Origin of the sequence: Raoultibacter timonensis (assembly GCF_022845715.1) — a bacterium.
GTDB lineage: Bacteria > Actinomycetota > Coriobacteriia > Coriobacteriales > Eggerthellaceae > Raoultibacter > Raoultibacter timonensis.
In genome coordinates this window covers 877,480-904,351 of record NZ_AP025564.1, presented here as the reverse complement: position 1 = coordinate 904,351, position 26,872 = coordinate 877,480, and the positions used below count along the sequence as shown (strand labels likewise).

At 60.3% G+C, this 26,872-nt stretch carries 20 protein-coding genes; 5 read left to right on the top strand and 15 right to left on the bottom strand.

The genetic code is table 11. The annotated features are described in order from the left end of the window. Positions 1 to 87: 87 nt before the first annotated feature. Complete coding sequence (locus MWL89_RS03535; protein WP_244411778.1) at positions 88 to 1,599, bottom strand: helix-turn-helix domain-containing protein; 1,512 nt, start codon at positions 1,597 to 1,599, stop codon at positions 88 to 90. Between the two features lie 267 nt (positions 1,600 to 1,866). Here MWL89_RS03535 and MWL89_RS03530 point away from each other — a divergent pair, with 267 nt between their 5' ends. Together MWL89_RS03530 and MWL89_RS03525 are read left to right on the top strand one after the other, a co-directional pair. Next, positions 1,867 to 3,543 (top strand): FAD-dependent oxidoreductase, encoded by a 1,677-nt coding sequence (locus tag MWL89_RS03530; protein ID WP_244411777.1) that lies wholly within the window; start codon positions 1,867 to 1,869, stop codon positions 3,541 to 3,543. Between the two features lie 32 nt (positions 3,544 to 3,575). After that, the gene (locus MWL89_RS03525) at positions 3,576 to 4,235 is read left to right on the top strand and encodes a cytochrome c3 family protein (protein WP_102378979.1); all 660 of its coding nucleotides are present in this window, start codon (positions 3,576 to 3,578) and stop codon (positions 4,233 to 4,235) included. Positions 4,236 to 4,347: 112 nt separating this feature from the next. On the opposite strand, the gene MWL89_RS03520 is transcribed toward MWL89_RS03525, so the two are convergent. Next, positions 4,348 to 4,614: a hypothetical protein gene (locus tag MWL89_RS03520; protein ID WP_102378980.1), complete on the bottom strand. Its 267-nt coding sequence runs from the start codon at positions 4,612 to 4,614 to the stop codon at positions 4,348 to 4,350. A 641-nt stretch (positions 4,615 to 5,255) separates the two neighbouring features. Further along, positions 5,256 to 7,082, bottom strand: a complete 1,827-nt coding sequence (locus MWL89_RS03515) for an FAD-dependent oxidoreductase (protein WP_244411776.1) — start codon at positions 7,080 to 7,082, stop codon at positions 5,256 to 5,258. A gap of 383 nt (positions 7,083 to 7,465) precedes the next feature. On the opposite strand from MWL89_RS03515, the gene MWL89_RS03510 reads away from it, so the two are divergent. From MWL89_RS03510 to MWL89_RS03500, 3 genes are all read left to right on the top strand, one after another. Continuing rightward, entirely contained in the window at positions 7,466 to 8,932 is a 1,467-nt protein-coding gene (locus tag MWL89_RS03510) for a helix-turn-helix domain-containing protein (RefSeq protein ID WP_244411775.1), read from the top strand. A 357-nt stretch (positions 8,933 to 9,289) separates the two neighbouring features. Then, a complete protein-coding gene (locus MWL89_RS03505) occupies positions 9,290 to 10,381 on the top strand; it encodes a D-alanine--D-alanine ligase family protein (protein ID WP_244411774.1) in 1,092 nt (363 codons plus the stop codon). Beyond that, on the top strand, positions 10,374 to 11,501 hold the full coding sequence (locus MWL89_RS03500) for an acyltransferase (RefSeq protein ID WP_244411773.1): 1,128 nt from the start codon (positions 10,374 to 10,376) through the stop codon (positions 11,499 to 11,501). The genes MWL89_RS03505 and MWL89_RS03500 overlap by 8 nt, the downstream gene beginning before the upstream one ends. A gap of 77 nt (positions 11,502 to 11,578) precedes the next feature. On the opposite strand, the gene MWL89_RS03495 is transcribed toward MWL89_RS03500, so the two are convergent. From MWL89_RS03495 to MWL89_RS03440, 12 genes are all read right to left on the bottom strand, one after another. Beyond that, complete coding sequence (locus tag MWL89_RS03495) at positions 11,579 to 11,767, bottom strand: hypothetical protein (protein WP_102378984.1); 189 nt, start codon at positions 11,765 to 11,767, stop codon at positions 11,579 to 11,581. 60 nt (positions 11,768 to 11,827) lie between these two features. Next, positions 11,828 to 12,163: a 4Fe-4S dicluster domain-containing protein gene (locus MWL89_RS03490; protein WP_244411770.1), complete on the bottom strand. Its 336-nt coding sequence runs from the start codon at positions 12,161 to 12,163 to the stop codon at positions 11,828 to 11,830. 19 nt (positions 12,164 to 12,182) lie between these two features. After that, positions 12,183 to 14,543 (bottom strand): molybdopterin-dependent oxidoreductase, encoded by a 2,361-nt coding sequence (locus MWL89_RS03485; protein ID WP_244411772.1) that lies wholly within the window; start codon positions 14,541 to 14,543, stop codon positions 12,183 to 12,185. Further along, a complete protein-coding gene (locus MWL89_RS03480; RefSeq protein ID WP_244411771.1) occupies positions 14,540 to 15,934 on the bottom strand; it encodes an MFS transporter in 1,395 nt (464 codons plus the stop codon). Before MWL89_RS03480 ends, MWL89_RS03485 begins: the two co-directional genes overlap by 4 nt. A 141-nt stretch (positions 15,935 to 16,075) precedes the next feature. Next, complete coding sequence (locus tag MWL89_RS03475; RefSeq protein ID WP_244411770.1) at positions 16,076 to 16,411, bottom strand: 4Fe-4S dicluster domain-containing protein; 336 nt, start codon at positions 16,409 to 16,411, stop codon at positions 16,076 to 16,078. A 15-nt stretch (positions 16,412 to 16,426) separates the two neighbouring features. Beyond that, positions 16,427 to 18,787, bottom strand: a complete 2,361-nt coding sequence (locus tag MWL89_RS03470; protein WP_244411769.1) for a molybdopterin-dependent oxidoreductase — start codon at positions 18,785 to 18,787, stop codon at positions 16,427 to 16,429. Positions 18,788 to 19,044: 257 nt separating this feature from the next. Beyond that, entirely contained in the window at positions 19,045 to 19,308 is a 264-nt protein-coding gene (locus MWL89_RS03465) for a DUF2089 domain-containing protein (protein WP_244411768.1), read from the bottom strand. Between the two features lie 58 nt (positions 19,309 to 19,366). Continuing rightward, positions 19,367 to 20,608: an MFS transporter gene (locus MWL89_RS03460; protein ID WP_180995113.1), complete on the bottom strand. Its 1,242-nt coding sequence runs from the start codon at positions 20,606 to 20,608 to the stop codon at positions 19,367 to 19,369. Positions 20,609 to 20,893: 285 nt separating this feature from the next. After that, positions 20,894 to 22,564 carry a PucR family transcriptional regulator gene (locus MWL89_RS03455; RefSeq protein ID WP_244411767.1) on the bottom strand — a complete coding sequence of 557 codons (1,671 nt, stop codon included), beginning with the start codon at positions 22,562 to 22,564 and terminating at the stop codon, positions 20,894 to 20,896. A 229-nt stretch (positions 22,565 to 22,793) separates the two neighbouring features. Beyond that, positions 22,794 to 23,030, bottom strand: coding sequence for a zinc-ribbon domain-containing protein (locus MWL89_RS03450; protein WP_102378991.1), 237 nt, complete (start codon positions 23,028 to 23,030; stop codon positions 22,794 to 22,796). 702 nt (positions 23,031 to 23,732) lie between these two features. Beyond that, positions 23,733 to 24,293 (bottom strand): 4Fe-4S dicluster domain-containing protein, encoded by a 561-nt coding sequence (locus MWL89_RS03445; protein ID WP_244411766.1) that lies wholly within the window; start codon positions 24,291 to 24,293, stop codon positions 23,733 to 23,735. A gap of 10 nt (positions 24,294 to 24,303) precedes the next feature. Then, positions 24,304 to 26,823 carry a molybdopterin-containing oxidoreductase family protein gene (locus MWL89_RS03440; protein ID WP_244411765.1) on the bottom strand — a complete coding sequence of 840 codons (2,520 nt, stop codon included), beginning with the start codon at positions 26,821 to 26,823 and terminating at the stop codon, positions 24,304 to 24,306. Positions 26,824 to 26,872: the final 49 nt, after the last annotated feature.

Sequence of the window (26,872 nt, the reverse complement as noted above, 5' to 3'; positions counted from 1 at the left end):
GGTACGCCTCCGCACCGTCCGCCCGCAGGAAAATCGGGCAACCGCACGCGAGCGCCTCGAACAAGACGCGGCGAATACGGCAGGGGTTCAGATCCCAACGTACGACTCGACGAGGTCGATGAGCTCCTGTTGCTTGTGAACCCCTAGCTTGTGGTACACGTTTTCGATATGGGTCTGGGCCGTGCCCTTGGCAATGCCGAGATCCCTCATGATGATCGCAAGCGTTCGCCCGCGCGCAAGCAGCAAGAGCACATCCTTTTCGCGCGGAGTCAGCCGGTATTCGTCTGCAATCGCATCGCATCCCGTCTCGAGCGGGTTTCCTGCCGCATCCGCCTCCCGCACGATCGCCTTCCCCCCGTCGCGATCGAAAAGCCGCCGACCTGCAAGCTGGGCGAACGTACCTTCAGGAAGCACGAGAAACGCCGTCACCACCAGCACCATAACGCTGACGATGCCGATAGACGACACCTGCAGGCTTCCGTACACGATGCTCTCGCGTACCGTACCGCCCGCAAAATAACCGATTCCCATGCCGAGCATCGTGGCAGCGGTCCCCAAACCGAAAATGACGTACTGGGAAAGACGAACCTGCTGGTTTTGGGCAAGAGCAACCAGCAGTATCCACGTCAACGTATCGAAAAGCTCGTAGCCTACGCCGATCAGCAAAATCGAAAGATACCAATGATCGGAGAAGAACAGGGAAACGATCGCCATCCCAAGCGCCATGAGGGGAAGCGCTATGCGATACCCGAACAAGGGGTTGAAAACCCGTCCGAGCAGCACGGAAAATACAAGGAACAATGCGCCCGTCACAACAAGTGCAAACAGCGAGCTGCCGCCGATCGCGGAAAGGGGATCCACGGCACCGCCCGACGGCAAGGCGTCGTACATCCTGCACAGAAAGCTGAATATCACAATGCTCACGAGCAACCGCCCGATAACGTGGTAGGGCAACGGTTTTCGCCCCGATGTGCTTTCGCCCCGTTCAATAGCCGGATCGCCAGATGCCGTATCGCCGCCGTCGGCGAGCTCGACGCCCGTGCTTTTGCTTGTAGAAACCAGCAGGAGCAGAAACGACGCGATAGGATAGAGGCAAAACGCCAAAAGGCCCCCCTCGAAGAGCACGATCGCAACAAGAACCGCCGTTACGATCGCCGAAGAAGGATAGCAGTACAGGGAAAACGAGGCCTTCCGACGCGCGAATCCCACTCCCCAGAGAACCTGAAGGCAGCTCGATGCAACCCCGCTCAACACCATAAACGCAACCATACCGATCGTGCTTTGCCCCAAAACGACTACGGGAGACCCGAGTACGCAGACCCCGACCATCGCTCCCGTTATCGCCTTGAACCGGCGGTCGAAGCGCGCGCGTTGGGCAACCCGGTAAGCAACGAATGCGGCGGCAAGGGTGCTCAGGGCGCCGGGGATCAGAAACAACCAGTCAGAAACACCGATTTCAGACACGACGAACGGGGCCGAAAGGCATAGGACAATCCACGCTCGGCACAGGGCGAGCCCGAACATAACAACATAGAAGTCCAGTGATCGGAACGCCCCCAGAGCATCCTCGAGGCTTTCCCGCGCAATCGTTTCCCGCATCCCATTTCCCCCAAAGCACACGTAAGCCCAATAGCCACCCTCAAGTAACTCACACCTTGTCAGATGAGGCATCGGATGGAGAACCCTAGTGGCAAAAAACCGACGCATCGACGCGGAGCCTCGCGGTATCTCGAAAAAATCCGATGCACCGCTGGAGGGCAGATGCTTTCCAAGCCCGTACCGTATCGATGGGCGTAACGCACATGCAAAGCGTTACGAAGCCGTGCTGAATACGATAGCACGGCGGATTGCGAACAAGGAGGAAATATGGACAAGTTCACCAACCATGCCGGCTTATCACGGCGCTCGTTTCTGAAAGGCGCTGCAGTTGCCGGTGCCGCCATGGCGGGTACGGCCGCACTCGCTGGTTGCACGTCGGGCGCTTCCGCAACAGGATCGGCAGGGAGCGGAGAATGGCTTCCGACAACGTGGGACTACGAGTGCGACGTGCTCATCATCGGATACGGCGGTGCCGGCATGTGGGCGAGCCTCGTTGCCGCCGACGAGGGAGGTTCCGAGGTCCTGATTCTCGAAAAAGCCCCCATCGAGGGCGGCGGCAACAGCCGCATCAACAACGGGGAATGGACCGTGGTTGCCGACCCCGAACGCTTCAAGGCCTATTGCAAGGCGTTTAGCCACGGACTCATGGAAGACACCATGATCGACGCCTATGTCGAGGAAGCCGCACGCCACACCGAATACGCCGACAAGTACGGCATGAACTACGAGGTCGCCGAAAAAGCACTCGCCGGCACCATCCCCGAGTACCATTTCCTCGACGACAACGCCTACGGCGGATGCATTAAGATCTCGTCGGTCGAGGGATTCGGCATGCAGACCTACCGCGAGCTCGATGCGCAGCGCGAGAGCCTCGGCGTGCAGGTGCTGTTCGATTGCCACGATGAGAAACTCATCCAAAACCCCGAAACGAAAGAAATCGTCGGCTGCCGCACGATGATCGGCGACGAAGAGAAAACCGTCAAGGCGCGCAAAGGCGTCATCCTCACGACAGGCGGATTCGAGTTCAATGAAGATCTGCACCGCGAGTACCTCAAGTGCTACCCATGGCACTTCGAAGGCTGGCGCTACAATACCGGCGACGGCATCAAGATGGTGGAAGAGGTCGGAGCGAAGCTCTGGCACATGTCGATGGTCATTTCGATGTCCTCGATGTACACCCGCGATCCAGAAAACGATTTCGGCGTCGACGCCTATCTGCCCACGAACTCCTATTTCTACGTGAACCGCCTGGGCAAGCGCTACGTCAACGAAGCGGCCAACGGCGAGACACCCCACAACGGATGGCACGTATATACGCAGTTCAACGATGAGATCGACGACTACGACCGCATACCCACGTGGGTCGTTTTCGACGAGACGAACTTTACGAGCGGTAAGATCGGCGTCAGCCAGGGCGACTTCTTCGAGTGCGGTAACATGACCTCGCAGCTGCCCGACGAACTGCGCGATTGGGACGGCTGGAGCGAAGACAACATGGTCGAGCTCGAGAAGGGGTGGATCACCAAAGCCGACACCATCGAGGAGCTCGCCGAGAAAATGCAGGAATGGGATCACTGGATGGATGCCGAAACCCTCAAGGCAACCTTCGACGATTACCAGGCAATCTGCGAAGCGGGCGCCGACCCCAAATTCGAGCGCGATCCCGAAACGCTCCAGAAGCTCGATGGGGGCCCGTACTACTGCTACACCCTCTACCCCGGATCCTGTTCGACGCTCGGAGGCCCCAAGAAGAACGAGCACGCCCAGGTGGTCGACGTGCGCGGCGAAGTCATCCCCCGTCTGTACTCCGCGGGCAGCTTCGGCAACTTCCAGGCGCACAGCTACGGCATCACGGGCGGCAACAACTCCGAGAACATGGTGTGGGGCCGCATCGCAGGACGGCACGCCTCGACGCTTGAAAACTGGGACGCCGAGAAGAAGTAGGCACGGCAGCACCGTCGAAGAAGGGAATTGCAATGGATACGAACACGAATAGAACCAACCGGGGCGTCGCGCTGCTCGCCGTCTTCGGTGCGGTCCTCGCTCTTGCGACGGTACTGGCGATCTCGGTCGGATGCGCCCCGAAAGAGGCCGACGACGCGCCGAAGCCGACTGATCAGGAGCAACCGTCTGCTACCTCGGCGATGGACGGCCAGCCGGTCGGCTGGACCATGGAAAGCGACTGTTCCCTATGCCATACGGTGGAAGCCGAAGGCGCAGCCGAACCGGCGTGCCCCCAGGCGGAAGCCCATGAAGCGCAGGTCTGCGGCGATTGCCATACAATGGAATCGGAGCTTTCGACCGCCCATGCCGATGTGAAGTTCGGCGACAAAGCGCCGACGAAGGCAACCGTCGTGACCGTCGAGCCCCAAAGCTGCATCGACTGCCACGGCTCCATGGAAGAGATGGCCGCACTCACGGCGAGCTCGACGGCGCTCACCGATTCCAACGGCGTGACGGTGAACCCGCACGAACGCCCCGAGGGATCCAAGCACGACGAGCACCCGGCCACCTGCACCGATTGCCACAACAACCATTCTCGGGATCTTCCGAAGGATGCCATGAAATACTGCGCGCAGTGCCACCATCGCGGCGTATTCCAATGCGGCACCTGCCACGAACTCAGAGATCGATAGAAGAATCGGCGGCTCCCGCAATGGGAGCCGCCGACGGGATGGTTTCAAACCAGCACGGAGTGCGCGCGTATGCGTGAGCTTGCAACCTCACGCCTTCAAAGCCCAGTAGCCGCTACTTTACCTGATCGGGATCGACCTCAAGCTGGATGTCGGCGTTATCGCCTCGGGAGATCTCCTCCGCTCGCTCTTCGAGCGCGATGATCGCCTCGTCGATTTCTTCGTCGGTGGGTTCGTCTCGCTTCGACTCGGTCTCTTCCGCTCCGGCACCCGTCGACAGCTCGTCGGCCGCCTCCTCGATCGCGCTAGCCGATTCGGTATCGTCGACTTCTATACCCGGCTGCCTGCTTGCCCTGTGTATGGCTTCCAATGTCGCATGCATGACGATGTCCTTTCCTCGCTGTATCAACCGGTAAAACCGGGGGTTCTCATTAAGGTAAGTATCGACCATCCCGCAGAGCCATTCAATGAACGCACCGTATCGGTCTAGCGACAATCGGGTGACAGAGCGAGAACACCCCCGGGCAACGCGGCGAGCGCGCCAGCGGCGGTCTGACGGCGTGGCCGAAGATCGAACGTTGGGCTTCATCCGCCGGCGAGCCATTGCCTGGATAAGCTCGCCCGAAGCCACAAGGCGCCCGATCGCCGTCGAGCGCTGCGCGGGAGCATGCAGATCCCGGCTCACCGGCGAATCGGCCTCGATTTACGGGAAAATCCTCATTGTGTAGCAATTAGGGGCCGATTCGAGCGGGTATTCAGACTACCACGGACCGGTGCCGGATAGGGCTTCCGCGTTTGCGCAGGTCAAAGATTCAGACATCCGGAGGGTCCCGCCCGGAACGCAACACGATGAGGATTTTCCCGTATATCGGGACCCGACCGCCGTTTGCCGCCAAGAAGCCGGAGCCAGCATGCAAGCAGCCGGCGCATAGGCACCGGCTGCTTTTCCATCGTGCCGCCGCGAGTGGAAGGGAGGATACGGCAACACGAAGGGCATCACGCTTGTTCAGCGCTTTGAAACGGTTAGATGTCGAGGCTGGGGATCTTCGCGTCGGCATCGCCGCCAGCGGCGTTGATTCCGGCGATACGACCGAAGGTCACGCAGCGCCCGTGGCCGATACCCGGCACATAGGTGGGATAGTCGCCTGCACCGAAGAACTCGCCGGCGGCCGAACCGCACACGTACAGCCCGCCGATCGGCTGGTCCTCGGCGTCGAGCACCTGGCACTCGGTGTTAGTGCGCAAACCGCCGCACATGGTGAGAAGGCTCGCAACCAGCTTGCCCGCGTAGAACGGCGGCTCCAGGATCTTGCCCATAACCTCGGGGCGCTTGCCGTAATCGAGGTCTTTGCCAAGATCGCACAGCTCGTTGTAGCGATCGACCGCCGCTATGAGGTTCTCAGCCGGCACGCCCATCTGCTTGGCCAGATCCTCAAGCGAGTCGGCCTTCAGCGTCTGGCCGCTCTCGACCTCGCCCTCAAGTACGATCTTCTGCGCTTCGAGGTTGTACTCGCCGCCCACGGGCTGCGTGAGCTGACCCCATTGCAAACCGCCGCCCAAACCGGCGTCGATCTGTTCCTTCACCTGCTCGAGACCATGCGAGTCGTAGATGCTCCAGGCTTCCTTCTGCGTCTGCAGCGCCTTCGTGACGCTCTTGGACTGGGTGTTCACGTCCTCGTTCTTGAAGCGCTTGCCCTCCCAGTTCACATGCAGAAAGCCGTAGCTCGCCGCACCGAAATCGAGGTGCATGACGGCCGAATGCGGCTCGGACTTCTGCATGGCCGCGCCGGCCCAGATGGCCTGCTTGTGCATGTCGCCGGTGTCGCAGTCGGGCGGGTTGTAGAAACGGCCGTCCATAGCGTATGCCGTCATAGGCGAATAGTACTGGAACATCTCGTCGTCGGCAGCGTAGTCGCCCGAGGCGATGATGACCGATTTCGCGTTGATCTGCATGTACTCGTCTTTACCGGTAGACACGATGGCGCCAGTGACGGGGCCGTCGCCCTCGCGGACGAGTCGCTCGCTCTTCGTTTGCCAGCGGATCTCGCCGCCCAGATCGGCGATGGTCTCGTACAGCGCCGGCACGAGCACCGCGTTGCCGTACACATCGCCCACGCCCGAGCCCTGGTAGAACGTGAAGTTCACCGTTTCCTCGTACTTGTCGGCCTGATAGAAGATGTGCGTAACCGGATACTCGGTGTAATCGGGGCCCTTGTAGTAACCGTCCCACAAAAGCGCCTCGAGGTTCTTCTTGGTTGCCAGATCGTACAGCCAATCGAAGCATGCGCCGCTCTTGTGCGCGAACTCCCACAGCAAAGGCTCCTTCACGCGGCCCTGCGCCCAGTTGATCCAGCGGCGCACCACGTTGTTGTAGTCGGGCTCTTCCATGAGGCCCTCGTCAGCCAGCTTCTGCTGCACCTTCGTATGGAACCCGGCGATATGCACGCCGCGCGCGATCACCATCTCGGGGTTCTTGTCGACTACGATCACTTTGCCGGCACCCTCCTCGAGCGCCGCAATGCTGGCGCAGCAGCCGCCGAGGCCCGCACCGATGACGAGCACGTCGCAATCCTCCGTGCCCGAGATCTTGTCGGCAGCGATGGCCTCGGGAGCGATCTCCCAGCTGTGCATGCCGGCAACATCGGGGCCGGCCGAAGCCCCGCTATCGGCTACGGGAATGCCGCCTGCAGCGTCGGATCCACCAGCGGCCGCCTGGCCTGCTCCGGCGTCGGTCGTGCCCTGCGGAGCGCAGCCCGCCATGCCCGCCATCGCCGCGCCCGCAAGCGCAGCGCCGCCGAGTCCGATGAACGAACGGCGCGAGAGTCCCTGTTTCGTCGTGTTTTCCTCCATGTAATTCCCTCCTGGATTGAAACGTCCTGTTCCGCACGCCCTCAGCATGCGACGACTTCGACACTACGCCCCGTCCCGCAACCCGTCATCCCTTGGGCGGGGGGAAACGACCCGCTCACACAGGAAAATCCCCCGAGCAGGGGGATGGTCGTTTCGGCGGAAACCGTAAGAACTCCTCTATAATGCAGATACGAATCGGAACCTCGGGGCGCATATCGGCTGCGCGCTTGAACGAGCTGCCTGGCAATCGAAACCGCATACGGGGTTCCGAACGGCGCATCGAGGGAAGCGGCCCCGTGCATCACAGGGAGGAATCGCCTGTGTTGCACCGAGCCGAACGTGCATTGGGAGACGGCTGTGGCCGTGCGCAGGGAGGAGCCGATATGAAAAGCCGCTTGCTCGACGGGAGCTTGCGCAAAGAGCTGTGGCGCGCGCCCGATCTCATCGGCTTCGCCGCTCACTGGACGTGGATCTGGTGCGTGTTCTGGAGCTCGCTGTTCTACAGCGAAGGCGCCTTCATCGCCACCTCGACCGCCGACGCGTTCGCGCTCGAACCGCTTTGGGTTACTTCGTTGCTCGCAAACGTGATCACCATCGCATTCCTGCTCATGCTCTCCCACTTCCGCAATCCGCTCTCGAGCATCCGCGCGCTCCCCTGGGCCGCAGCCGCCCTCACCGCCATCGGAACCCTGCTGATCTCGCATCCCGCAACCGTGCTCGCCGGCTCGATCGCCTTACCCGTCTACCTTGTAGGTTCGGTGCTCACGGGCGTCGGATCGGCGATCGTCGTCGTGCTCTGGGGCGAGCTGTTCGCCTCGCTCGGCTCTCAGCGAACCGTCAATTACAGCGTGGTTGCATTCATGATCGCCGCAGTCGCCTTCCTCGTGCTGACCGCTATCCCGGCGGACGTGAGCCAGATCCTCGTAGCTGCGCTGCCCGTTGTGAGCATGGCCTACCTCGTGCGGTTCAAGCGAAGCATCCCGCATCTGGCGCGAAGCAAGAAAAACGTGCACATCGAGAAGAAACCGCCTTACAAGCTCATAGCCATCTCACTGTTCTTCGGCATCTCGTTCGGCATCATGAAGGGGCTGTTCGCGCCCATCGGGCCAGAACTGACCGGCATGCGCGACCTGCTCAACATCATCGCCATCGTCGGCGGATCGATTGCGGTATTCGTCACGACGAGCATCTACAAGATGGACTTCGACCATATGACCTACCAGGTGGCGCTGCCCCTCATGGCGGCGGGCTTTCTGTTTCTGCCCCTCCACGAACCGTTCAACGTCATCGGCACGGGCGTCCACCAATTCGGCTACCAGTATTTCTACATCGTGCTCTGGGCCATATGGCCCGTGCTGGCATCCAGATCGAAGCTGCCTGCAAGCTGGATCGCGGCATGGAGCCTGTTTTCGATCCAGCTCGGCCAACTCGTCGGCTCGATTGCGAGCGGTTGCATGCTCGGATTCCTCCGCACCGACCTCGACCTGGCGATGCTCTCGGCCGCCATCATATTCCTCATCCTGCTCATCGCGCTGTTCGCCCTCGGCAACGGGTCGGCCAACACCGGCTGGGGCTTCGTCAAGCCCATCGAAGAAGCCGATTCGTCATCCGAGTTCGAAAAATCGTGTACGCGCCTCGCCCGCCAATACCGCCTGTCGCCGCGTGAGATCGAAGTGTTCTTCCTGCTTTCGAAAGGGCGCAACCGCGCGCACATCAAAGAGGAGCTCGTCATCTCCGACGAAACGGTGAAAAGCCACGTCAAGAACATCTACCGCAAAACCGACGTCCACTCCCAGCAGGAGCTCATCGACCTGATCGAAGGCGAAAGCGCGCCGAATGCCGACGGATAGCGCCCCGCTGCACGAGACGATCGGCCGCCGCCTTCGGAGGAAGCCGGTTGCGGAAGCATAGCCAACCGCGTTACAGCGGCAAGGCTTGCCGCGACGGCAAAACCGATCCGAGAGCGGTGCCGCCCGCAGCAAAGCCGTTTGGTGCAACGCGGTTTCTTCAGAATAACTTAATGCTCCTTAAGGTTTTCGTTGACGATTGTTTCGAGACGCTTAAGCCCGCTTCGAGGTAGCCTGGATGCACGGGCACGCAGGTTCGGCCGCACACGGCAAAGGCCGTCGGGAACCCCGAGCCGCATAAAGGCCGAAACGTACACGACCTGCGCGCTTCTTTTTTCGTCTACCCTGAAGGAGAACGCCATGGACGCAGCAAAGCCCACGATCGGGATCCTGTTCGGCGGATGCTCGAACGAGTATCCCGTATCGCTTCATTCGGCAGCTGCCGTCATGCAGAGCATCGACGCCAAGCGATTCGACATCGTTGCCATCGGAATCGACCGCTCGGGCGGCTGGCACCGATACGGCGGCGACGCTCGGTCGATCGAGGACGACTCGTGGCTCGAAACGGGGCGCTGCACCCCCATCGCACTGCCGTTCGGGCAGGAAGCGCACGGCGTCATCGATCTCTCGTCGGGAACGCTCGTGCATCTCGATGCGGCGCTGCCGATCCTCCATGGCCGCAACGGCGAGGACGGAAGCGTGCAAGGCGCCTTGCAGCTTGCCGGCATCCCCGTCGTCGGCTGCGGTGTTACGGGATCGGCGGTCTGCATGGACAAAACCATTTCCCACCGCATCGCCGCAGCCGAAGGCGTCAGCGTACCCGAGGGAGCGCTCGTCGATATCCGCATGAGCAACCTCGAAATGCGCCATGTTGCAGAACGGATCGGATACCCCCTGTTCGTAAAGCCTCCGCGCGAGGGATCATCCATGGGGCTCAGCCGAGTGGAATCGCCCGACTGCTTGGCTCGGGCACTTGCATGCGCTTTCGCCTACGATTCGGAGGCGATCCTCGAGCGAGAGATCGACGGCGCCGAGATCGGCTGCGCGGTACTCGAATCGGGCGGCACCCTCATCGTGGGCGAGCCCGATGAAATAGAGCTCAACGGAGCGGTGTTCGATTACATCGAGAAATACTCGTGCGAGGTAGCCAGCATCGTCGTACCCGCCCGCATCGCCGAGCGCGATGCGCTTCGGGTAAAGCGGGCTGCAAAGCGATTGTTCCGCGCGCTCGGCTGCACGGGATTTGCACGCATCGATTTCTTCTTGGCAAGCGACGGACGCCTGCTCTTCAACGAAGCGAATACGATTCCCGGCTTCACGGCGCACAGCCGCTTCCCCTCGATGCTCGAGGCGGCCGGACTGTCGCTCGAGGAAGTGCTCACCGTCGCAATCGAAGAAGCGCTCGCAAACGCGGAAACGCCGGCCGACACGCACATGCTCGCCTATGCCTGAGCGCCGCGCCTACCCGGCGATCGATCTTTTCCGGATGGTGGCGGCGTTTCTCGTCGTCGCCATCCACGTAGCACCGTTCGCTTCGATCGACCCCGCGGTCGATGACGTCGTCACCTATTCGTTCGGGCGCATCGCCGTACCGTTTTTCTTGGCCACCACGGGATTTTTCGTACTCGCACGCCACCGCGCGGGCTCGATCCTCGCAAGCAGATCGTTTCGCTCGCAGCTCAAAAAGCTCTGCATTCTCTACGCGATCGCAACCCTCTTGTACCTGCCGGTAACCGTCTACGCGGGCAACCTGCCCGACTCGCCGTTTGCCGCCTTTCAAGCCATCGTATTCGAGGGCACGTTCTACCACCTTTGGTACTTCCCCGCCGCCATTCTCGGCTGCGTGCTCGTTGCGTTTCTGCTCGATCGGTTCGGAACGGGGATCTCGCTCGCGATCGCAGCCGCGCTGTACCTTATCGGCATTCTCGGCGACAGCTATTACGGCTTCGCCTGCCAAATCGATGCGCTGAGGGGCTTCTACGATGCCGTGTTCGCGGTATCGCCCCACACCCGCAACGGCGTTTTCTTCGCCCCGCTTTTCCTGTTGATCGGGGTCGTCGCATCGAAACGAAGTTCCGATGGGTCCAATGCGGACATCCAACGCATGGGACTGCTCGTATCCGCCGTGCTACTCGCAGCCGAGGGGAGCTTCGTGCACGGGTTCGGGCTCGACCGCCACGACAGCATGTACTTCATGCTCGTCCCCGCAACGTACTTCCCGATCGTCGTGCTCGCACGCATGCGACTGTCCCTCAACGCCTCCTGGGCGCGCGACCTCTCGCTGTGGATATACATCCTACACCCCCTCTGCATCATCCTCGTGCGCGGCATAGCGAAGGCATGCGGGCTCACCGATATCATCACAGGAAACTCGCTCGTATTCTTCGGGGCGGTATGCCTGGCTTCGCTTGCGGTGTCGCTTGCGGCGGTAGGAGCGAAAAACGCATGGAGGAAACGGGGTTGCCGGAGATCGAACCAAAAACGGCTGCTGCCGGCGACCGAAGCACCGAATAAAGGGCGCAGCAGGAAAGCGCCGCACGACGGCGATAAGACCCGCAAGCAGGTGCCCTAAGCCAGCCTGCCTGCGGTATGCGAGAAAAAGCACGGGCGGAAGGCTGCAAGCCCGTCCACCCGTGCGCTCAAGACCTGCTACTCGTCTTCTTTGATCTCGTAGTCGAACTTGGTTTTGCACCACGGGCACTTTGTCGTGAAGCTGCCGAATTCGCGGCTCGTAACGATCTTGCGCAACGGCTTACCGCAGTTCGGGCACACCTTCGGCGCTTTGTCGGCAATCTCTTCGATGCCCTCAACGTCTTTCTGGTTCGGACTGTATGCCATGTCGGGCCTCCATCTCAATCGTATTCTTGCAGTCGGGATTCAACCCCGTTTTCCAAACGCTTACGGCACGAAGCAGGTGACCCCGTCACCGAGCTCGGCCATGCGGGCGGGCACGTCCTCGAGGGGAACGGCCTCCATGCACTTCGCGAGGCAGTGGTGGGCGCAGGCGGGCTTGAGGCCCTCCTCGAGCCTCGAGGCGCACAGGTCGCAGAGCGTCGAGGGGACGGGCACGTAGTTCCAGTACCACTCGCCCCCCAGGCGCTCGGGGCCGAACTCGGCGAGCTTGATGCCCCACTCGTCCTGGGACTCGATGCCCTTCTCCTGGCGGCAGGCCACCTCGCAGCTGTGGCAGCCGGTGCAGTACTTGTAGTCGATGAGCAGCGCGTGCTTCTTCACGGTCGTCTCACCTCGCTTTCTATTCGTCGTCGTGCTTGGCTTCGTAGCTCAAGGGAGCGTGTGCATCGGTCATGCTCTCGGGTCCGCGGCTCGCAGGTGCCACGTACGCCGCCGGATCCGAATCGCCGGCTTCGTAGCCGTCGACCTTGTAGATCTTGGCGAGCACGTTCTTGTAGGGAGCGCCGTAGCCGAGCTTGCCCACCTTGTACATCGGAATGAGCTTGTTGACGTTCGATTTCCAGGTGCCGAACAGGTTCGGGTACTCGCCGTCCTCCTCGGGATACCACCAGCCGTGCGTGGCGTGGATGACGCGCTCGGGCACCTCGTTGGAGATGCGGGCGCGCTCGACGCACTTGCCCAGGGAGTTCTCGATGCACACGAAGTCGCCCGCCTTGATGCCGTACTTCTCGGCCGTCTTCGGGTTGATGGTGACGAGCGGGTCGGGCGTGATGTTGCGCAGCGTGGGCAGCTGGCGGTGCTCCGAATGGAACGACACGAAATCGCGTCCGCCGGTGGTGAGCACGAGCGGGTACTCCTCGTACAGATCGGGCGTGCTGTAGGGGCTCATCGCCGGCTCCATGAAGTAGGGGAGCTCGTCCTCGCCGAAGTCGTCGTAGATCGAAGAGCACACCTCGATCATGCCCGTCGGCGTGTTGAAGCCGGGCTCGCCGTCGGGGCGCAGCAAACCCTTCTCGTACTTGCGGTACTCGAAGTTCTGCTGGTATACGCCCATGTCGCGCAAGTCGTTGAAATCCCAATCGTACTGGGTGCGGATCTGCGCGTTAAAGAACTCCTCGGCGGTCTCCCACGGCCACGCCTCGGGGTTGAGGCGCTTGCCCACGAGCATGTCGATCTCGAGGTCGGATCGCGCCTCGCCGGGATCGAGCGCCGCGTTCATGGCGCCGAGGAAGTGGGTGTTGCGGCCGAAGTGCGGAAGCACCACGCCGTCGTGCTCGGCGAATCCGCTGACCGGGAGCACGAGGTCGCACAGGCCCATGATGGTGGGCGTCATGAAGCAGTCCTGCGCGGCGTTGAAGTCCATCTTCATAAGCGCGTTGTACCAGCGCTCGGGCTCCGCGTACACCGTCGGGGAAATCGGGTTGGTCGCGTAGAAGTAGGCCATGTGGAACGCATAGGGCTCTTCGGTCTCCATGACCGTGAGGACCTCGTCAGGATGGGCGAACGGCCCGCATGCGTACGCCGGATGGTCTTCCTTCGCATCGATGCGCTTCGCCATGGTCTCGGGCTCGACGAACTGCGCGGTTTCGAAACGCCAGCGTCCCATGAAGCTCGAGGGCAGAGACAGCGTGATGCCGCCGGGCACGTCCATGTAGCCGCAGATGGCGGCAAGCGCGAGCAGCGACTGGCCCGCCTGCGCGCCGTTCTGCTGGGTGTCGATGGCAAGACCCCACATGATCGAGGAGGGGGCGTTCGTGGCGAAGGCGCGCGCCGCGCCGCGGATGACGTCGGCAGGAACCCACGTGATGCCCTCGGCCCACTCGGGCGTCGTGTCCTTCACGCGCTCGGCAAGATCCTCGACGCCGAACACCCAGTTCTCGCAGAACTCATGATCGTAGAGGTCCTCGCCCAAAACAACGTTGAGCATAGCGAGGCCGATGGCCGCGTCGGTGCCCGGGCGCAGCTGCAGATGGTACTCGGCACGTGCGCCGAGCCAGGTGAGGCGCGGGTCGATCACGATGAGCTTCGATCCCCGCTTCATGAGGTCCACGATGGCATGGCCGTAGAAGCCGTCGGGATTGGACTGCAGCGGGCTCTTGCCCCAGAGTATGATGTACTTCGGCACCTCGTAGCGCGGGTCGTCGTAGCGATCCGGGAAGTAGGCTGCGTAGTCAAGCTCGGGGTATCCCGCGCCCAAAAGGAAGTCGGCGACGACCGTACGCGGCCCGTAGCACGATCCGCCGGACATGGAAAACGAGCAGTTCGGCGTCTTGAAGCAGGCCTGAGCCATCGGAGGCGCATACAGCGTCGCCTCACGCCCGGTTCCCTGGAACAGGTAGATGGTCTCGGGGCCGTAGTTCTCCCAGATCTTCTTAACCTCGGCCTCGAGGATGTCGAGCGCCTCGTCCCAGGTGATGCGCTCCCACGTATCCTTGCCGCGATCCTCTTTGGCGCGCTTCATGGGGTACTTGATGCGATCGGGGCTTTCGAGGAAGTCCTTCATCGCAAGACACCGCGGACACAGTCGTCCCTGGCTGATCGGATGGTCGGGGTCGCCCTCGACCTTGACGAACTTGCCGTCCTTGTCGGTGTAGATGAACATGCCGCATCCCACTGGATGATCGCCCGGAGGAGACCATCCGCAGGTACGAACCCTGATCAGCTCCCCCTCGTCGCTTTTCCATGTCTGAGCTTTTGTCATAACCGTTCTCCTTCCTGAGATGTATTTCCTCCGTTGAGCGAATCGCTCGGCAGTGTTCCGAGATCTTCCATTGCGACACCTTTCGTCTCCGTCTTAATGAGCAGTTTCGTGAACAGGGCGGCCAGGCACAGCGGGACGAGGAACACGACGAGAACCGTCGAGAACGTCGATCCTGATGCGAGGGCGCCGCCGATCACCATCGGCGTTATGAAGCCGCCGATTCGCGCAACCGTGGTAACGCAGGCCTGCCCCGTTGCCCTGATCTCGGTGGGATACGCCTCGATCGTGATGGGCGCCGGAGACATGTAGGCGTAGTTGATGGCGAAGCCCATGAATATGCATGCCACGATCATCAAGCCGCCGAATCCGAACACCGCTGTGAACACAACCGACAGCCCGGCGAGGAAGAACGCGACGTATGCGCTCCTGATCCTTCCGAGACGGTCGGCGGCGACTCCCGCCACCACGGCGCCCGCGCAACCGAGCAAGTTCATGAGCGTGGTGTACCCGTAGCTCGCGCTTACCGAATACCCGCTCTGCAGCAGGATCGTGGGCATCCAATTCGTCAATCCATACGAAAGAGCGCACGTGGTAAACGCAACCAGCCATATGCCCACCGTAACCTTCAAGTACTTCTTCGACACAACCTGGCGGAGCTGGCCGCCCTTCTCTGCCTCGGGTATCAGTATCTCATCGGCCGTATAGCCGCCTTCCTTCGGCGCGTCGAGCGTATCGTTGATCCTGTTCACAATCTTGAGCGCCTCGGTCGTCCTCCCTTTGCTCAGCAGCCATTGCACCGATTCGGGCATGATGAAGTGCATGAGGATTCCGTACAGGAAGGGAAATCCTCCGATGAGATAGCACATGCGCCAGCCGAAGTTCGGAACCACGTACATGGCCGTCAATCCGGCAAGCACCCACCCGAGCATCATGAACGTCTTGGTCATGGTCACGAACACACCGCGATGCTTGGTCGGCGCGTATTCCGAAACGATGGTGACGCTTAAGGGGATGACGGCGCCGACTCCGATGCCCGACAGTATCCGGCATACGGCGAACGCATCGTAGGTATGGACGAAGAAGATAGGCACGGTGAGCAACGCGTATATCATGATGCTCACGTTCATCACATGCTTTCGGCCGAACCTGTCGGCAAGGTAGCCCGACAGGAAACCGCCGATGAGCATTCCCAGAAGGCTGAACGAAGCCAGACTGCCGGTAGCGATGAAACCCAGCTGCATCTCCTCGGTGATCTGAGGCATCGTAAACGAAACGATCATGTAGTCGAACCCGTCGAACACCATCGCCAGCCCGACGAAGAGCAGGATCCGAACGGAGAACTTCATGCCTCCCGGTTTTTCGATGATGTCCGAAACGTAGACTTTATCCACAACAGAATCCCCCTTATTCCCAGCAACAAAGCAATCGATCCGAGGTTTCGCCCTGTTCGGGCGGTGGCCCGCAGCCCGGCCGGTCGGTCGACCGAGCTGCGGTTCTTTCCACCGCCACCACGAGCAGGTTCGTCAAACCGACTACGGCACGAAGCAGGTGACCCCGTCACCGAGCTCGGCCATGCGGGCGGGCACGTCCTCGAGGGGCACGGCCTCCATGCACTTCGCGAGGCAGTGGTGGGCGCAGGCGGGCTTGAGGCCCTCCTCGAGCCTCGAGGCGCACAGGTCGCAGAGCGTCGAGGGGACGGGCACGTAGTTCCAGTACCACTCGCCCCCCAGGCGCTCGGGGCCGAACTCGGCGAGCTTGATGCCCCACTCGTCCTGGGACTCGATGCCCTTCTCCTGGCGGCAGGCCACCTCGCAGCTGTGGCAGCCGGTGCAGTACTTGTAGTCGATGAGCAGCGCGTGCTTCTTCATTAACATCACCTCGTCCTAATCCTGATGGATGGCTTCGTAGCTCATAGGCTGCGGAGCGCCGTTCGTCATGCTTTCAGGCCCGCGGCTCTCGCGCGGCACGTACGACTCGGGAAGCTCCTTGGCGGCGTCGAAGTCGTCAACCTTGTAGATCTTGGCGAGCACGTTCTTGTACGGCGCGCCGTAACCCGTTTTGCCGACCTTGTACATGGGGATGAGCCGGTTGATGTTCGACTTCCAAACACCGTACAGATCGGGATACTCGGGATCGTCTTCCGGATACCACCAGCCGTGCTCTGCATGGATGACACGCTCAGGCACCTCGTTGGACACGCGGGCGCGCTCGACGCACTTGCCCAGCATGTTCTCGATGCACACGAAGTCGCCGTCCTTGATGCCGTACTCCTCGGCCGTCTTCGGGTTGATGGTGACGAGCGGATCGGGATGAATGGAACGCAGCGAGGGGATCTGACGATGCTCCGAATGGAACGACACGAAGCTGCGGCCGCCGGTGGTGAGCACGAGCGGGTACTCCTCGTACAGATCGGGCGTGCTGTAGGGGCTCATCGCCGGCTCCATGAAGTAGGGAAGCTCGTCCTCGCCGAAGTCGTCGTAGATCGACGAGCTCACTTCGATCAGTCCCGTCGGCGTGTTGAAGCCGGGCTCGCCGTCGGGGCGCAGCATACCCTTCTCGTACTTGCGGTACTCGAACGGCTGCTGGAACGCACCGTACTCGCGAAGCTCGTTGAAGCCCCAGTCGTACTGCGTGTGGATCTGCGCATCGAAGAACTCCTCGACCGAATCCCACGGCCATGCCTCGGGGTTGAGGCGCTTGCCCACGAGCATGTCGATCTCGAGGTCGGACTTCGCCTCGCCGGGATCGACCGCGGCGTTCATGGCGCCAAGGAAGTGGGTGTTGCGGCCGAAGTGCGGAAGCACGAACCCGTCATGCTCCGGGAAGAAGCTGACCGGAAGCACGAGGTCGCACAGACCCATGATGGTGGGCGTCATGAAGCAATCCTGCGCAGCGTTGAAGTCCATCTTCATGATGCCGTTGTACCAGCGCTCGGGCTCCGCATAGCAGGTGGGCGATATGGGGTTCGACGCATAGAAGTAGAACATGTGGAAGGCGTAGGGCTCCCCGGTCTCCAACGTGGTCAGCACCGAATCGGGATGGGCGTAGGGGCCGGTCGCGTACGCCGGATGATCTTCTTTCGCGTCGATGCGCTTCTTCTCCGTTTCCTTTCCGACGAACTGCATGGTCTCGTAGGTCCAGCGCCCTAGGAAGCTCGAGGGCAGCGCCAGCGTTATGCCGCCGGGCACGTCCATGTAGCCGCAGATGGCACCGATGGACAGAAGAACCTGTCCGGCCTGCGCGCCGTTCTGCTGGGTGTCGATGGCGAGGCCCCACATGATCGAGGACGGGGCGTTGGTGGCGAAGGCGCGCGCCGCTCCGCGGATGACGTCGGCAGGCACCCACGTGATGCCCTCGGCCCACTCGGGCGTCGTGTTCTTCACGCGCTCGGCAAGCTCGTCAAGGCCGAAGACCCATTCGTCGCAGAACGCATGGTCGTAGAGGTCTTCGCCGATGATCACGTTGAGCATAGCCAGCCCGATGGCCGCGTCGGTGCCCGGGCGCAGCTGCAGATGGTACTCGGCGCGCGAAGCGAGCCAGGTCAGGCGCGGGTCGATCACGATGAGCTTGCTGCCCCGCTTCATGAGGTCGATGATCGCATGGCCGTAGAAGCCGTCGGGGTTGGACTGCAGCGGGCTCTTGCCCCAGAGTATGATGTACTTCGGCACCTCGTAGCGCGGGTCGTCGTAGCGCTCGGGGAAGAACGCTGCGTAGTCGAGCTCGGGGTATCCCGCACCCAAAAGGAAGTCGCCGATAACGGTACGCGGCCCGTAGCACGACGCACCCGACATCATGAACGCGTTGTTCGGCGTCTTGAACACGGCCTGCGCCATGGGCGGGGCGTATTCGGTGGCCTCGCGCCCGGTGCCCTTCGAAAGAAAGATCGCTTCGGGACCGTAGGTATCCCAGATCTTACGCACTTCGGTCTCGAGAATGTCGAGCGCCTCGTCCCAGGTGATGCGCTCCCACGTATCCTTGCCGCGATCCTCCTTGGCGCGCTTCATGGGGTACTTGATGCGATCGGGATGCTGCAAGAACTCACCCATCGCGAGGCACCGCGGGCACAAACGGCCCTGGCTGATCGGATGGTCGGGGTCGCCCTCGACCTTGACGAACTTGCCGTCCTTGTCGGTGTAGATGAACATACCGCATCCCACCGGATGGCAGCCCGGAGGCGACCATCCGCACGTGCGGGTACGAACCAGCTCGCCCACCTCGGTCTTCCACTCTTTATCCATAGTCATAGACGTTCCTTCCTCTCGGCACGCGCTCGGGCCCCCGCTTCCCATTCCTCGATCGCGTGTTCCTTCATCTCTTCCGTCAAAAGCGTTCCGCATTGCTTGCATGCCTTGAAGACGAGCATGTTCTTTCGCCCGCATTCGGGGCAATACACGAACTTCGGCTTGCAGTTATCGCACGTCACACGGCAGCTACCGAAGCACATGGCAGACCTCCCGTCTCCCGTACGCGCTCTGCGCACCTTGGGCTGACATTGCGTACGTTACGGCTGGCTCGGTGGCTTGGGCGCACCGGGAGCCTTCGGGGCACCGGGGGCCGCAGGCGCACCGGGAGCTGCGGCGGGGGCGCTCGGTGCGGGAGCCGCGCCGCCAGCGGCGGGAGCCGCCAGCGATGCCGGATCGATCCCCTCGAGACTCGTTTTGCAGAACGGGCATTTCTTCGGAAGCAGACCTTGCGTCACGTTGATCTTCTTGCCGCAGTTCGGACACGCCGCACCGGCGTTTGCTTCTGCTGGTCTGAAACACATAGTGAGCTCCTTTCGCTCGGATGTAACTTTGAGAGAACGTTCCTTGTCTTGTTTCGGCTTACTGCTCTTCGGCAGCCTTCTTCTTGGCCCCGAGCTTCTTGCCCTGATCGGGAATCAAGAACATCAGGATGCCTCCGACGACCAGATACACAGCCGCGATGGTGAAGAGCATTTCGAAGTTCGAACCGCCGCCGGCCAAAGGAATGGTTATGTTCGTCAGGGCAAGCGAAGCGCCCGCCAGAACGAACGTCTGAACCAAGCCGCCCGCCGTAGCCGCCTTCTCGCGCCCGTAAATCATGACGGGCCACGTGAAGATCATCGCGAGCAGCGCACCGAGGCACCAACCGGTGATGAAGTACACGACGTACATGATGACGCCGACCGGCATCTGCCAGCCGAAGTAGATGCCGAGAGCGGTGATGACGGCGTAGATGACGATGACCGGACGGTAGGCCTTGATGGCTTTGACGATGAGCGGGGTCACGACCGAACCGATACCCATGCCGATGGTGATCGCCGTTGCGAAACCGCCGGCGGCAACCGGATCGAGACCGCGGGCGTTCACCAGCGACGCGTTCGTAAACGCCATCAGCGGCACCTGGGCGGCCATGAGGAAAAACGCGCCGCCGCACAGTACCCAGATCCACGGCGTCTTGATGATCTCGACGAGACTCTTGAGAACCTTTCCGCTGTCTTCGCCCTTGGCTTTGTCTTCCGCCGCCGCAATCTCATCGGAGCGCTCTTTGCCGAACAAGAACCAACCGATGAAGAACACCGCGGATACCACAGCCGTCACGATGAATGCGAACTCGATGGAGGGCATGAGCGACGTCAGGCCCACGCCGAGCGTATTCGCAACCGGCGTGGTCGTGGTGGCTATGCCGACGGCCAGAGCGATCGTGGCAGGCGGGAACCAACCGCCGAGGATCTTGGCGCGGTTAACGGCCATGAACATGCCCGTGAAGCCGCAGAACATGTTGGAAATGTACTGCGCTTCGAACGAGAAGGCGAAAATACGCGCAACGGTCGCAATCAGAACCATGCCGGCTGCGATGAGCACGATGTTTCGGGTTCCGATCTTGTCGGAAAGGATGCCCGACACGAAAGCGAAGAAGATTCCGATGAACTGCGAGGCGGAATAAATCGATGCATACTGTTCGGGCGTGAAGCCGTAGTGCTCCATGAACTGCACAGACATGCCTGCCAGCTGGTTCTGCGCATACGACGCGATAAACACGCCGAGCCAGACCAGCGCCAGGACGATGGCAGCCTGGACGTTCTTGTTCTTCAGTGTGAACATACACAACCCCCTTTGTTGTGGGATGCATGCAGCCAGAGCGCTCATGCGCTTTATCTGCATACGTATTCCTTATTCCAGAAGATCCCCTGAATTAGCTGTGTGCAGTACGAATCGCCGGCCAGCTCGAGGTACGCATCCTCATCGTTCAAACCGCCTCGTCCAAGGAGGTGCGCACTCGCTTCCTACACTGTTTGCATTGTATGAAACGAAGCGAGAACCGCGCATTGGCGAAGATTACAAATTAGGGGGCATTATTTGGAAAAGAGGCTAGGAGCGCAGGTCAAGCTACAGGTGGTCTTCAAGGAGCAATCGATGGTAGTCGAGTATCATGCGGCTTCTGAGCAACGGGGACTCAAACGAGATGTCGAAGCGCTTTTCCAATCTCGATATATGGTACAGAACCGTGTTCCGATGGACATGTACGAGCTTCGCCGTATCAGTCGCGTTGCGGCCGTTGTTCAAATAGACCCAGACCAACTTAGCGATTTCGGTACCGGCGGCTTTGTCTTCTTCGGCGAGCCTTTTCAAAATGCTGTGGTCGAAAGAAAACTCCACGAGATCGGAGTCGTAACCCTCGGTCAGAATGTAGTATTTCAGTATGTGCTCGAACGCGTAGCAGGGAATATCGGCAAACCCGTACAGCGCCTCGAATTCGTTTCTCAACGGAGCGCGCATCGCATACGCTATCGACGCCTGGCGATGAGCGAGCTCGATATCCCGCACGTCGAAGAACACCTGGGAGGCGCCTGCGGCAATTCCGAACGGTTTGTATATGTGTTCGTCCACATCGCTGTACACTCCCCTGCCGGACAGTGCCGCTTCGCTTATCGAGGCGGAGTAGAGCAAAACGAGCAGATCGCCCTCGTGCATGAACGGGTACACGAACCCGTTGTTGAGGTTTTTTGCAGCCTCGATCACGTGCGAGCGCTCTTGGAACGGCTTCCGGGAGCTGAACTGGAAGCGAAGCAGCCTGAACTGCTCGGATGCGGGAATGGCTGTTTTCGCCAACTGCGCATCGATGTAATCCTCGGTCATCGGCTCTTCGTCGATCAATCCCGCGAGGACCCGATGCCACGGCGATTCGAGGTTGACGGTCGTTTTCCAAAAATCGTTGCATATCGAAATGACGCGCCTCATGAACTTCAGGAAAAGATCCCGCAAGCTCTCTATCGAACCGTTCTCGCATACGAGAACGACGTGGAACAGGTAGGCGTTGTCGATAAAAACCGGGTAGTGCAATGCAGGGTGCCGATGCCTCTCGTTCGGCCCGCAGAATACCAGCCGGCTTTTCTCCCCGACGTTTGCCAATACCTGTTCTTCGATCTCCTTCACCTCGTGCTCGCTGTAGCAGTTGTTGTCAACCAGGTACCGATACCCCTCTTCGGGAGGCTCGATGCCGCGCGAGTAAGCGATCAGGTTATACCCCGTATCGGTAATGCACACGAAGTTGCCGAGCATATCCTCGCTGAGAGAGATCAGCCGATCGAGCCGTCCGCGGTTGTATACGACCCGATCCATTTCGTTTTCCCAAATGAGATCGTTCACGAACAACGATTGGAGCTTCGAATCGTACGAGTAGAACCTCTTGTTCTGCTTCACGATCACAACGCGATTGCGACGGCTCTTGAGAGTTGCCCAATCAGGAACCTGCTCCTCGTCGGTCAGCACGACGCAGAAGCTGCTCGGATTATCGTCGAGAAGGCTTTCGGCTATCTCGTCATGGCAGAGAAACAGAACATCCCTGCGATGACTCCAATCGAAATACTTCCTTTTACTCGGGATGGAAGCATACCAGGTAAACCGCTTCGAGCAGCTTTCCGGCACATGAAGCAGCTCGAACCCTCTGATGGCTTCCAAAAGCATGTTGTAACTCACGTCGCCCAGCCGAAGCGCCGACCCAGCACCGAATCCAAACGACGTGCCTTCATCGTCGTGAAGGGGAAAATCGTTGCGCATCGCCTACCTCCCCCAGAGATGTTGATTGCGATTGCATGGTGAAACTTGGAACAGGATACCCAATACCCGATAGCGCCGCAAGCGTAAGCCGAAAGGTACGGTTTACCTAACGGGCGTGCGAATCGGACGGTCTCACCCCGAAAAGCGATTTCCCGAACGCGCAAACCAGTCGGACCCCGCAAGAAAGCAGCTTCTTGCGGGGTCCGACGCTATTGCGGTAGTGCTGTTCCTATTGGCCGGGAGCCTTCGGCGCACTGGGAGCGCCGGGTGCCTTCGGGGCACCGGGGACGCCAGGCGCACCAGGGGCCTTGGGCGCACCGGGGGCACCGGGGACGCCGGGCATACCGGGAGCAGGCGTAGCCTCCGCTCCGCAGTTCGGGCACTTGTCTGCCGTAGGATCGACCTCTGCTCCGCACTTGGGGCACTTAACGGGGCCGGCTTCGATAGTGGGTGGTCTGAAGCACATATCGTTTCCTTTCTCTCACAAACTACTTTTTCATTATGCTCACAACATCTGCATCGCGTCTTCGAATCGTCGATATCCGCACAAACCATGCATAGGCTGTCGCACGCTCGCTGCCATGCGGTTGCGGGCAACCAATCCCGAACCGTAGCAACTGCACATTATTCTTCCAGAGGAAGCGTTGGTTCGCATCCCACGATTTGCTTGATACCGGCCATGAGTCCTCAGACTAGATGTCTGATTCTTCCTCATACTGAGGTTCGTATGAGGGAAAGGACTACTGGTTTCAGCCTAATCTCCTAAATGCGATCCGAAACGTCCGAACGAGTCTTTAGCCTCGCAACCAAACGTGACTCAACAGAGCAAACCATGGGTTCGAACGAGTAATTGCAGAGGGGCCTTTGAGCCGAACGATGGAAAGCTTCGCCATCGTTCAGTGTTATGAAGGAGCCCTTCATGGACAAGGAGGAAGCACGTGCTCCGTTCGCCTACCTGCTTTCCAAAAGCGATTTCAGCCGCCCTGGATAGGGCGACAGCAAGCGGAAAGTCAGGAATCTGCATCTATATGCCGTCTTCCGCGTAGGGCGATGGAGACGAGTCCGCAGTGAAAGAATTGCATGAATAGGGAAGCGCCCGAGGCCGAAAAGGCCTCGGGCGCATATCGACATGTTTCGAAGTAGCAGAATCAAGAAAAGCCGCCAACCGCTACACGACGTAGAACACAGAGGGATTGGTACCGGCTTCCGGCATGTAGACCTCCGCCTCAAACTCGGTGATCATCTTCGAAATCTCGCTATCGGGATCATCGATATCGCCGAAGTAGCGCGTGCGGGTCGGACACGCCGCCACGCAGTACGGCAGCTCGCCATCCGCTACGCGGGTAGAACAAAAGTCGCATTTTCCTGCAATCCCCTCGTCCTTGACCACGACAGGAATCTCATACGGACAGGTAACCGCACAATCGCCGCATCCGATGCAGAGATCCTTGTCGATTGCCACTATGCCGGTTTTGGCATCCTTCGCGATCGCCCCCGTCGGGCAATTCGCGAAGCAGACCGGGCTCTCGCAATGGTTGCAAAGCGTCGGACGGAACTTCATGGTAACATTCGGAAAGGTGCCCGTCGCCTGGTAGAGAACATCCCCATCCAAGCTGATTACGTGGCTGTAAAACGCATCGTCGCTAACCTGGTTGGACATTTTGCAGCTGACCACGCAGGTCTGACAACCCGAGCAGTAGCGCGTATCGATAAGCATTCCGTACGTCATCGTTGCCTCCTTACGCCTTCTCAACTTGAATGCGGACGTCGTTGAACGGGCTGCTGGTAGCACTTATGAACTCCTCAACCGCGTTCTTGGTGTAATGCGTCAGCATCTGGTAGTGACCCTCGATAAACTGCTCGGGCGTCCAACCCTGCGACATGCCGGTAGTGCCCGGGATGATGCCATCCGAAACGAATGCGCGAAGCTTCATGGATCCGCGATCGTTGAACGCACGGACCACGTCGTCGTGAGCGATTCCGCGCGCATCGGCGTCAACGGCGTTCATCACCAGATACGGCTCGGCCTCGATAGCCTTGATGGCCGTAGGCAGCATACCCTGCGTATGCACAGCGGCGCGGCTGTGCCACTGTATGAACTGCAGGGGGTAGGTGTCCTTGAAGGCGTCTTCAGGGTTGTCGTCGACGCGTTGGCATGTCGGAACCTGCTCGCCGAAAGGAACCAGATCGTCTCTGTAGAATTCGATACGTCCGGTGGGCGTGCTGAACTTCTTGTCGCCGAACGGGTAGGAGGGTCCGTACACTCCGTCATCGCGAGCGAAGATGCCGGTCTTGAGCATCTCGTCCATGTCGAAAGACTCCATGCCGGGATGCTCGCTTCCCCCCAGGAACGTACGCACCCATTCCTCGTCCGTCTTGCTCCAATAATCGCCAACGCCTAGCTCTTTGGCGAGAAGAGAGAAGATTTCGCAGTCGGACTTGCTTTCGCCCATGCGTTCGATCTGCGGCTGATTCATACGTACGAACGGGCCATCGTTGGTCACGTCCCAGCACTCCCAGTAGGTGGCAACGGGCAGCACAATATCGGAGTACTCGGTGGTCCAGGTCCGGAACGGGTCAGCCGTCACGATGAAGTCGATGGCCGGGAACACCTCGTTGATGATCTTGTTGGCATCGGGACTCTGGTTGATAAAGTTCGAGATGGCAATGTAGAGAAAGTCCACCGGCACCGGATTACCCGTGAGGGCGGCATCGTAGAATTCGGAAGACTTGAACGCGTTGCCCGCGATGAGCTCGTCAGCCATGAGGCTGTAGGGTCCGAGCAGTACTTCGTAGAAAGCACCGAAAGCGTCGGATTTCTCACCTACGTCGTACCATTCGCCATCGTTGAAAATGGAACCGGCGCTGATGAAGTTCACCGCATCGCCCGTCGTAGCAATGGGAACGCCTAAATGCTCGCGACCCACGCCGCCCCCAGACTTGCCGATGTTGCCGCAGACGGCACCCAATGTGACAGCCGCGCGCGAAGTGGCATAGGTATAGCGGGTGCGGTTCGTGCCCTGTGTTACCTGGATACCCGCTGGCGTAGCCTCCGCGTATTCTAGGGCAAGCTGATGAATAACCTCAGCGGGAACGCCCGTCACCTCGGCCGTGCGATCAATCGGCCACTTGGCAGCCTCAGCCATCAGATCGTCCATAGCGGGATGGCAGTTTACACCATCAACGTTGAAAGAACCCGTGAGCGCAAGGGTGCTTTCGGGACCAGAAGTCTGATCGTCCTTGCCTCCGGCATCTGCAGGGTCGATCTCGACCACGGAATTGCTTGCAGTATCCCAAGCGCAGTACGTGCCCTCAGACGGATGCAGGTACTCACCGGTCTCATCGTTGACCAGCAGTGGGGCGCACGTGTAGTTGGCGAGATAGGCCTTGTCATGCAGGTCGTTCTGGAAGATGAGGTTCATCATCGCCAGAATGAGCGCGGGATCGGTGCCGGGATTGATGGGGACCCATTGGTCGGCCATTGCGGCCGTTGAGCTCAGGCGCGGATCGACAACTACCAGTTTGGTGCCCCGGCGCCGCGCCTCGGCGATATGGCGAGCCACGGGCGTGTAGGTGTCTGCTTTGTTGGCACCGAAGAACAACAGGAACTTCGAATTGTACCAGTCTTCGCCATCATGACCGGGAGCCGGGTCGCCGCAGGTCATGAACATGCCGATCGACTCGCCGTGGTCTCCCATGATGTGTTCGGGCTCCCAAGTAGAGGCGCCGATGTTAAATGCGAAACGGTTAACGGACTGGTTCGCCAGCGTCGTCAGGTTTCCGGTCATTCCCCAGAAACTTGCCGCCTGCGGGTTCTTTTCCATGACGGCTTTCAGCTTCGCGGAAATCTCTTCGATGGCTTCATCCCAGCTGATCTGCTCGAACCGGCCAGAACCCCGCTCGCCCGTGCGCCTCATGGGATGCAGGATGCGTGCGTTTTCGTCCTGCACCTTCTCAACGAACGCCATGCAGCGCGCGCAAGCGTTGCTGTTGCCGGGGCGATTGGGTAGCGGACCCGGCTCTACGCCGATGATCTTGCCGTCCTTGATCTTGCCCTGCAGATAGCAATACGAGCAGTTGTACCCGCTGGCAACGCCCACCGTTTTCACGGTGGCTTCTGCAGCGGTTTCTGCGACCTTCCCAGTCTGGTCTGCAGGTTGGCAGCCGGCAAGCGCCAAACCGGCAACTCCGGCTGCTGCAGCGACAAAACCCCTTCTGCTCATGTCCATCTTGAAAGAATTGAGACTAACATCGCTCATAAGACCCTCCTCCTCACTAACGCTCTCCCTAGCGTCCACTCGTCGGAGA

Bases quoted from the DNA above. Each gene is read 5' to 3' on its own strand.
- MWL89_RS03465 (WP_244411768.1), bottom strand. From the start codon at position 19,308: ATGTGTTTCAGACCAGCAGAAGCAAACGCCGGTGCGGCGTGTCCGAAC.
- MWL89_RS03500 (WP_244411773.1), top strand. From the start codon at position 10,374: ATGCCTGAGCGCCGCGCCTACCCGGCGATCGATCTTTTCCGGATGGTG.
- MWL89_RS03525 (WP_102378979.1), top strand. From the start codon at position 3,576: ATGGATACGAACACGAATAGAACCAACCGGGGCGTCGCGCTGCTCGCC.
- MWL89_RS03515 (WP_244411776.1), bottom strand. From the start codon at position 7,082: ATGGAGGAAAACACGACGAAACAGGGACTCTCGCGCCGTTCGTTCATC.
- MWL89_RS03520 (WP_102378980.1), bottom strand. From the start codon at position 4,614: ATGCATGCGACATTGGAAGCCATACACAGGGCAAGCAGGCAGCCGGGT.
- MWL89_RS03510 (WP_244411775.1), top strand. From the start codon at position 7,466: ATGAAAAGCCGCTTGCTCGACGGGAGCTTGCGCAAAGAGCTGTGGCGC.
- MWL89_RS03530 (WP_244411777.1), top strand. From the start codon at position 1,867: ATGGACAAGTTCACCAACCATGCCGGCTTATCACGGCGCTCGTTTCTG.
- MWL89_RS03475 (WP_244411770.1), bottom strand. From the start codon at position 16,411: ATGAAGAAGCACGCGCTGCTCATCGACTACAAGTACTGCACCGGCTGC.
- MWL89_RS03450 (WP_102378991.1), bottom strand. From the start codon at position 23,030: ATGTGCTTCAGACCACCCACTATCGAAGCCGGCCCCGTTAAGTGCCCC.
- MWL89_RS03535 (WP_244411778.1), bottom strand. From the start codon at position 1,599: ATGCGGGAAACGATTGCGCGGGAAAGCCTCGAGGATGCTCTGGGGGCG.
- MWL89_RS03470 (WP_244411769.1), bottom strand. From the start codon at position 18,787: ATGACTATGGATAAAGAGTGGAAGACCGAGGTGGGCGAGCTGGTTCGT.
- MWL89_RS03440 (WP_244411765.1), bottom strand. From the start codon at position 26,823: ATGAGCGATGTTAGTCTCAATTCTTTCAAGATGGACATGAGCAGAAGG.
- MWL89_RS03495 (WP_102378984.1), bottom strand. From the start codon at position 11,767: ATGGCATACAGTCCGAACCAGAAAGACGTTGAGGGCATCGAAGAGATT.
- MWL89_RS03455 (WP_244411767.1), bottom strand. From the start codon at position 22,564: ATGCGCAACGATTTTCCCCTTCACGACGATGAAGGCACGTCGTTTGGA.
- MWL89_RS03445 (WP_244411766.1), bottom strand. From the start codon at position 24,293: ATGACGTACGGAATGCTTATCGATACGCGCTACTGCTCGGGTTGTCAG.
- MWL89_RS03485 (WP_244411772.1), bottom strand. From the start codon at position 14,543: ATGACAAAAGCTCAGACATGGAAAAGCGACGAGGGGGAGCTGATCAGG.
- MWL89_RS03460 (WP_180995113.1), bottom strand. From the start codon at position 20,608: ATGTTCACACTGAAGAACAAGAACGTCCAGGCTGCCATCGTCCTGGCG.
- MWL89_RS03505 (WP_244411774.1), top strand. From the start codon at position 9,290: ATGGACGCAGCAAAGCCCACGATCGGGATCCTGTTCGGCGGATGCTCG.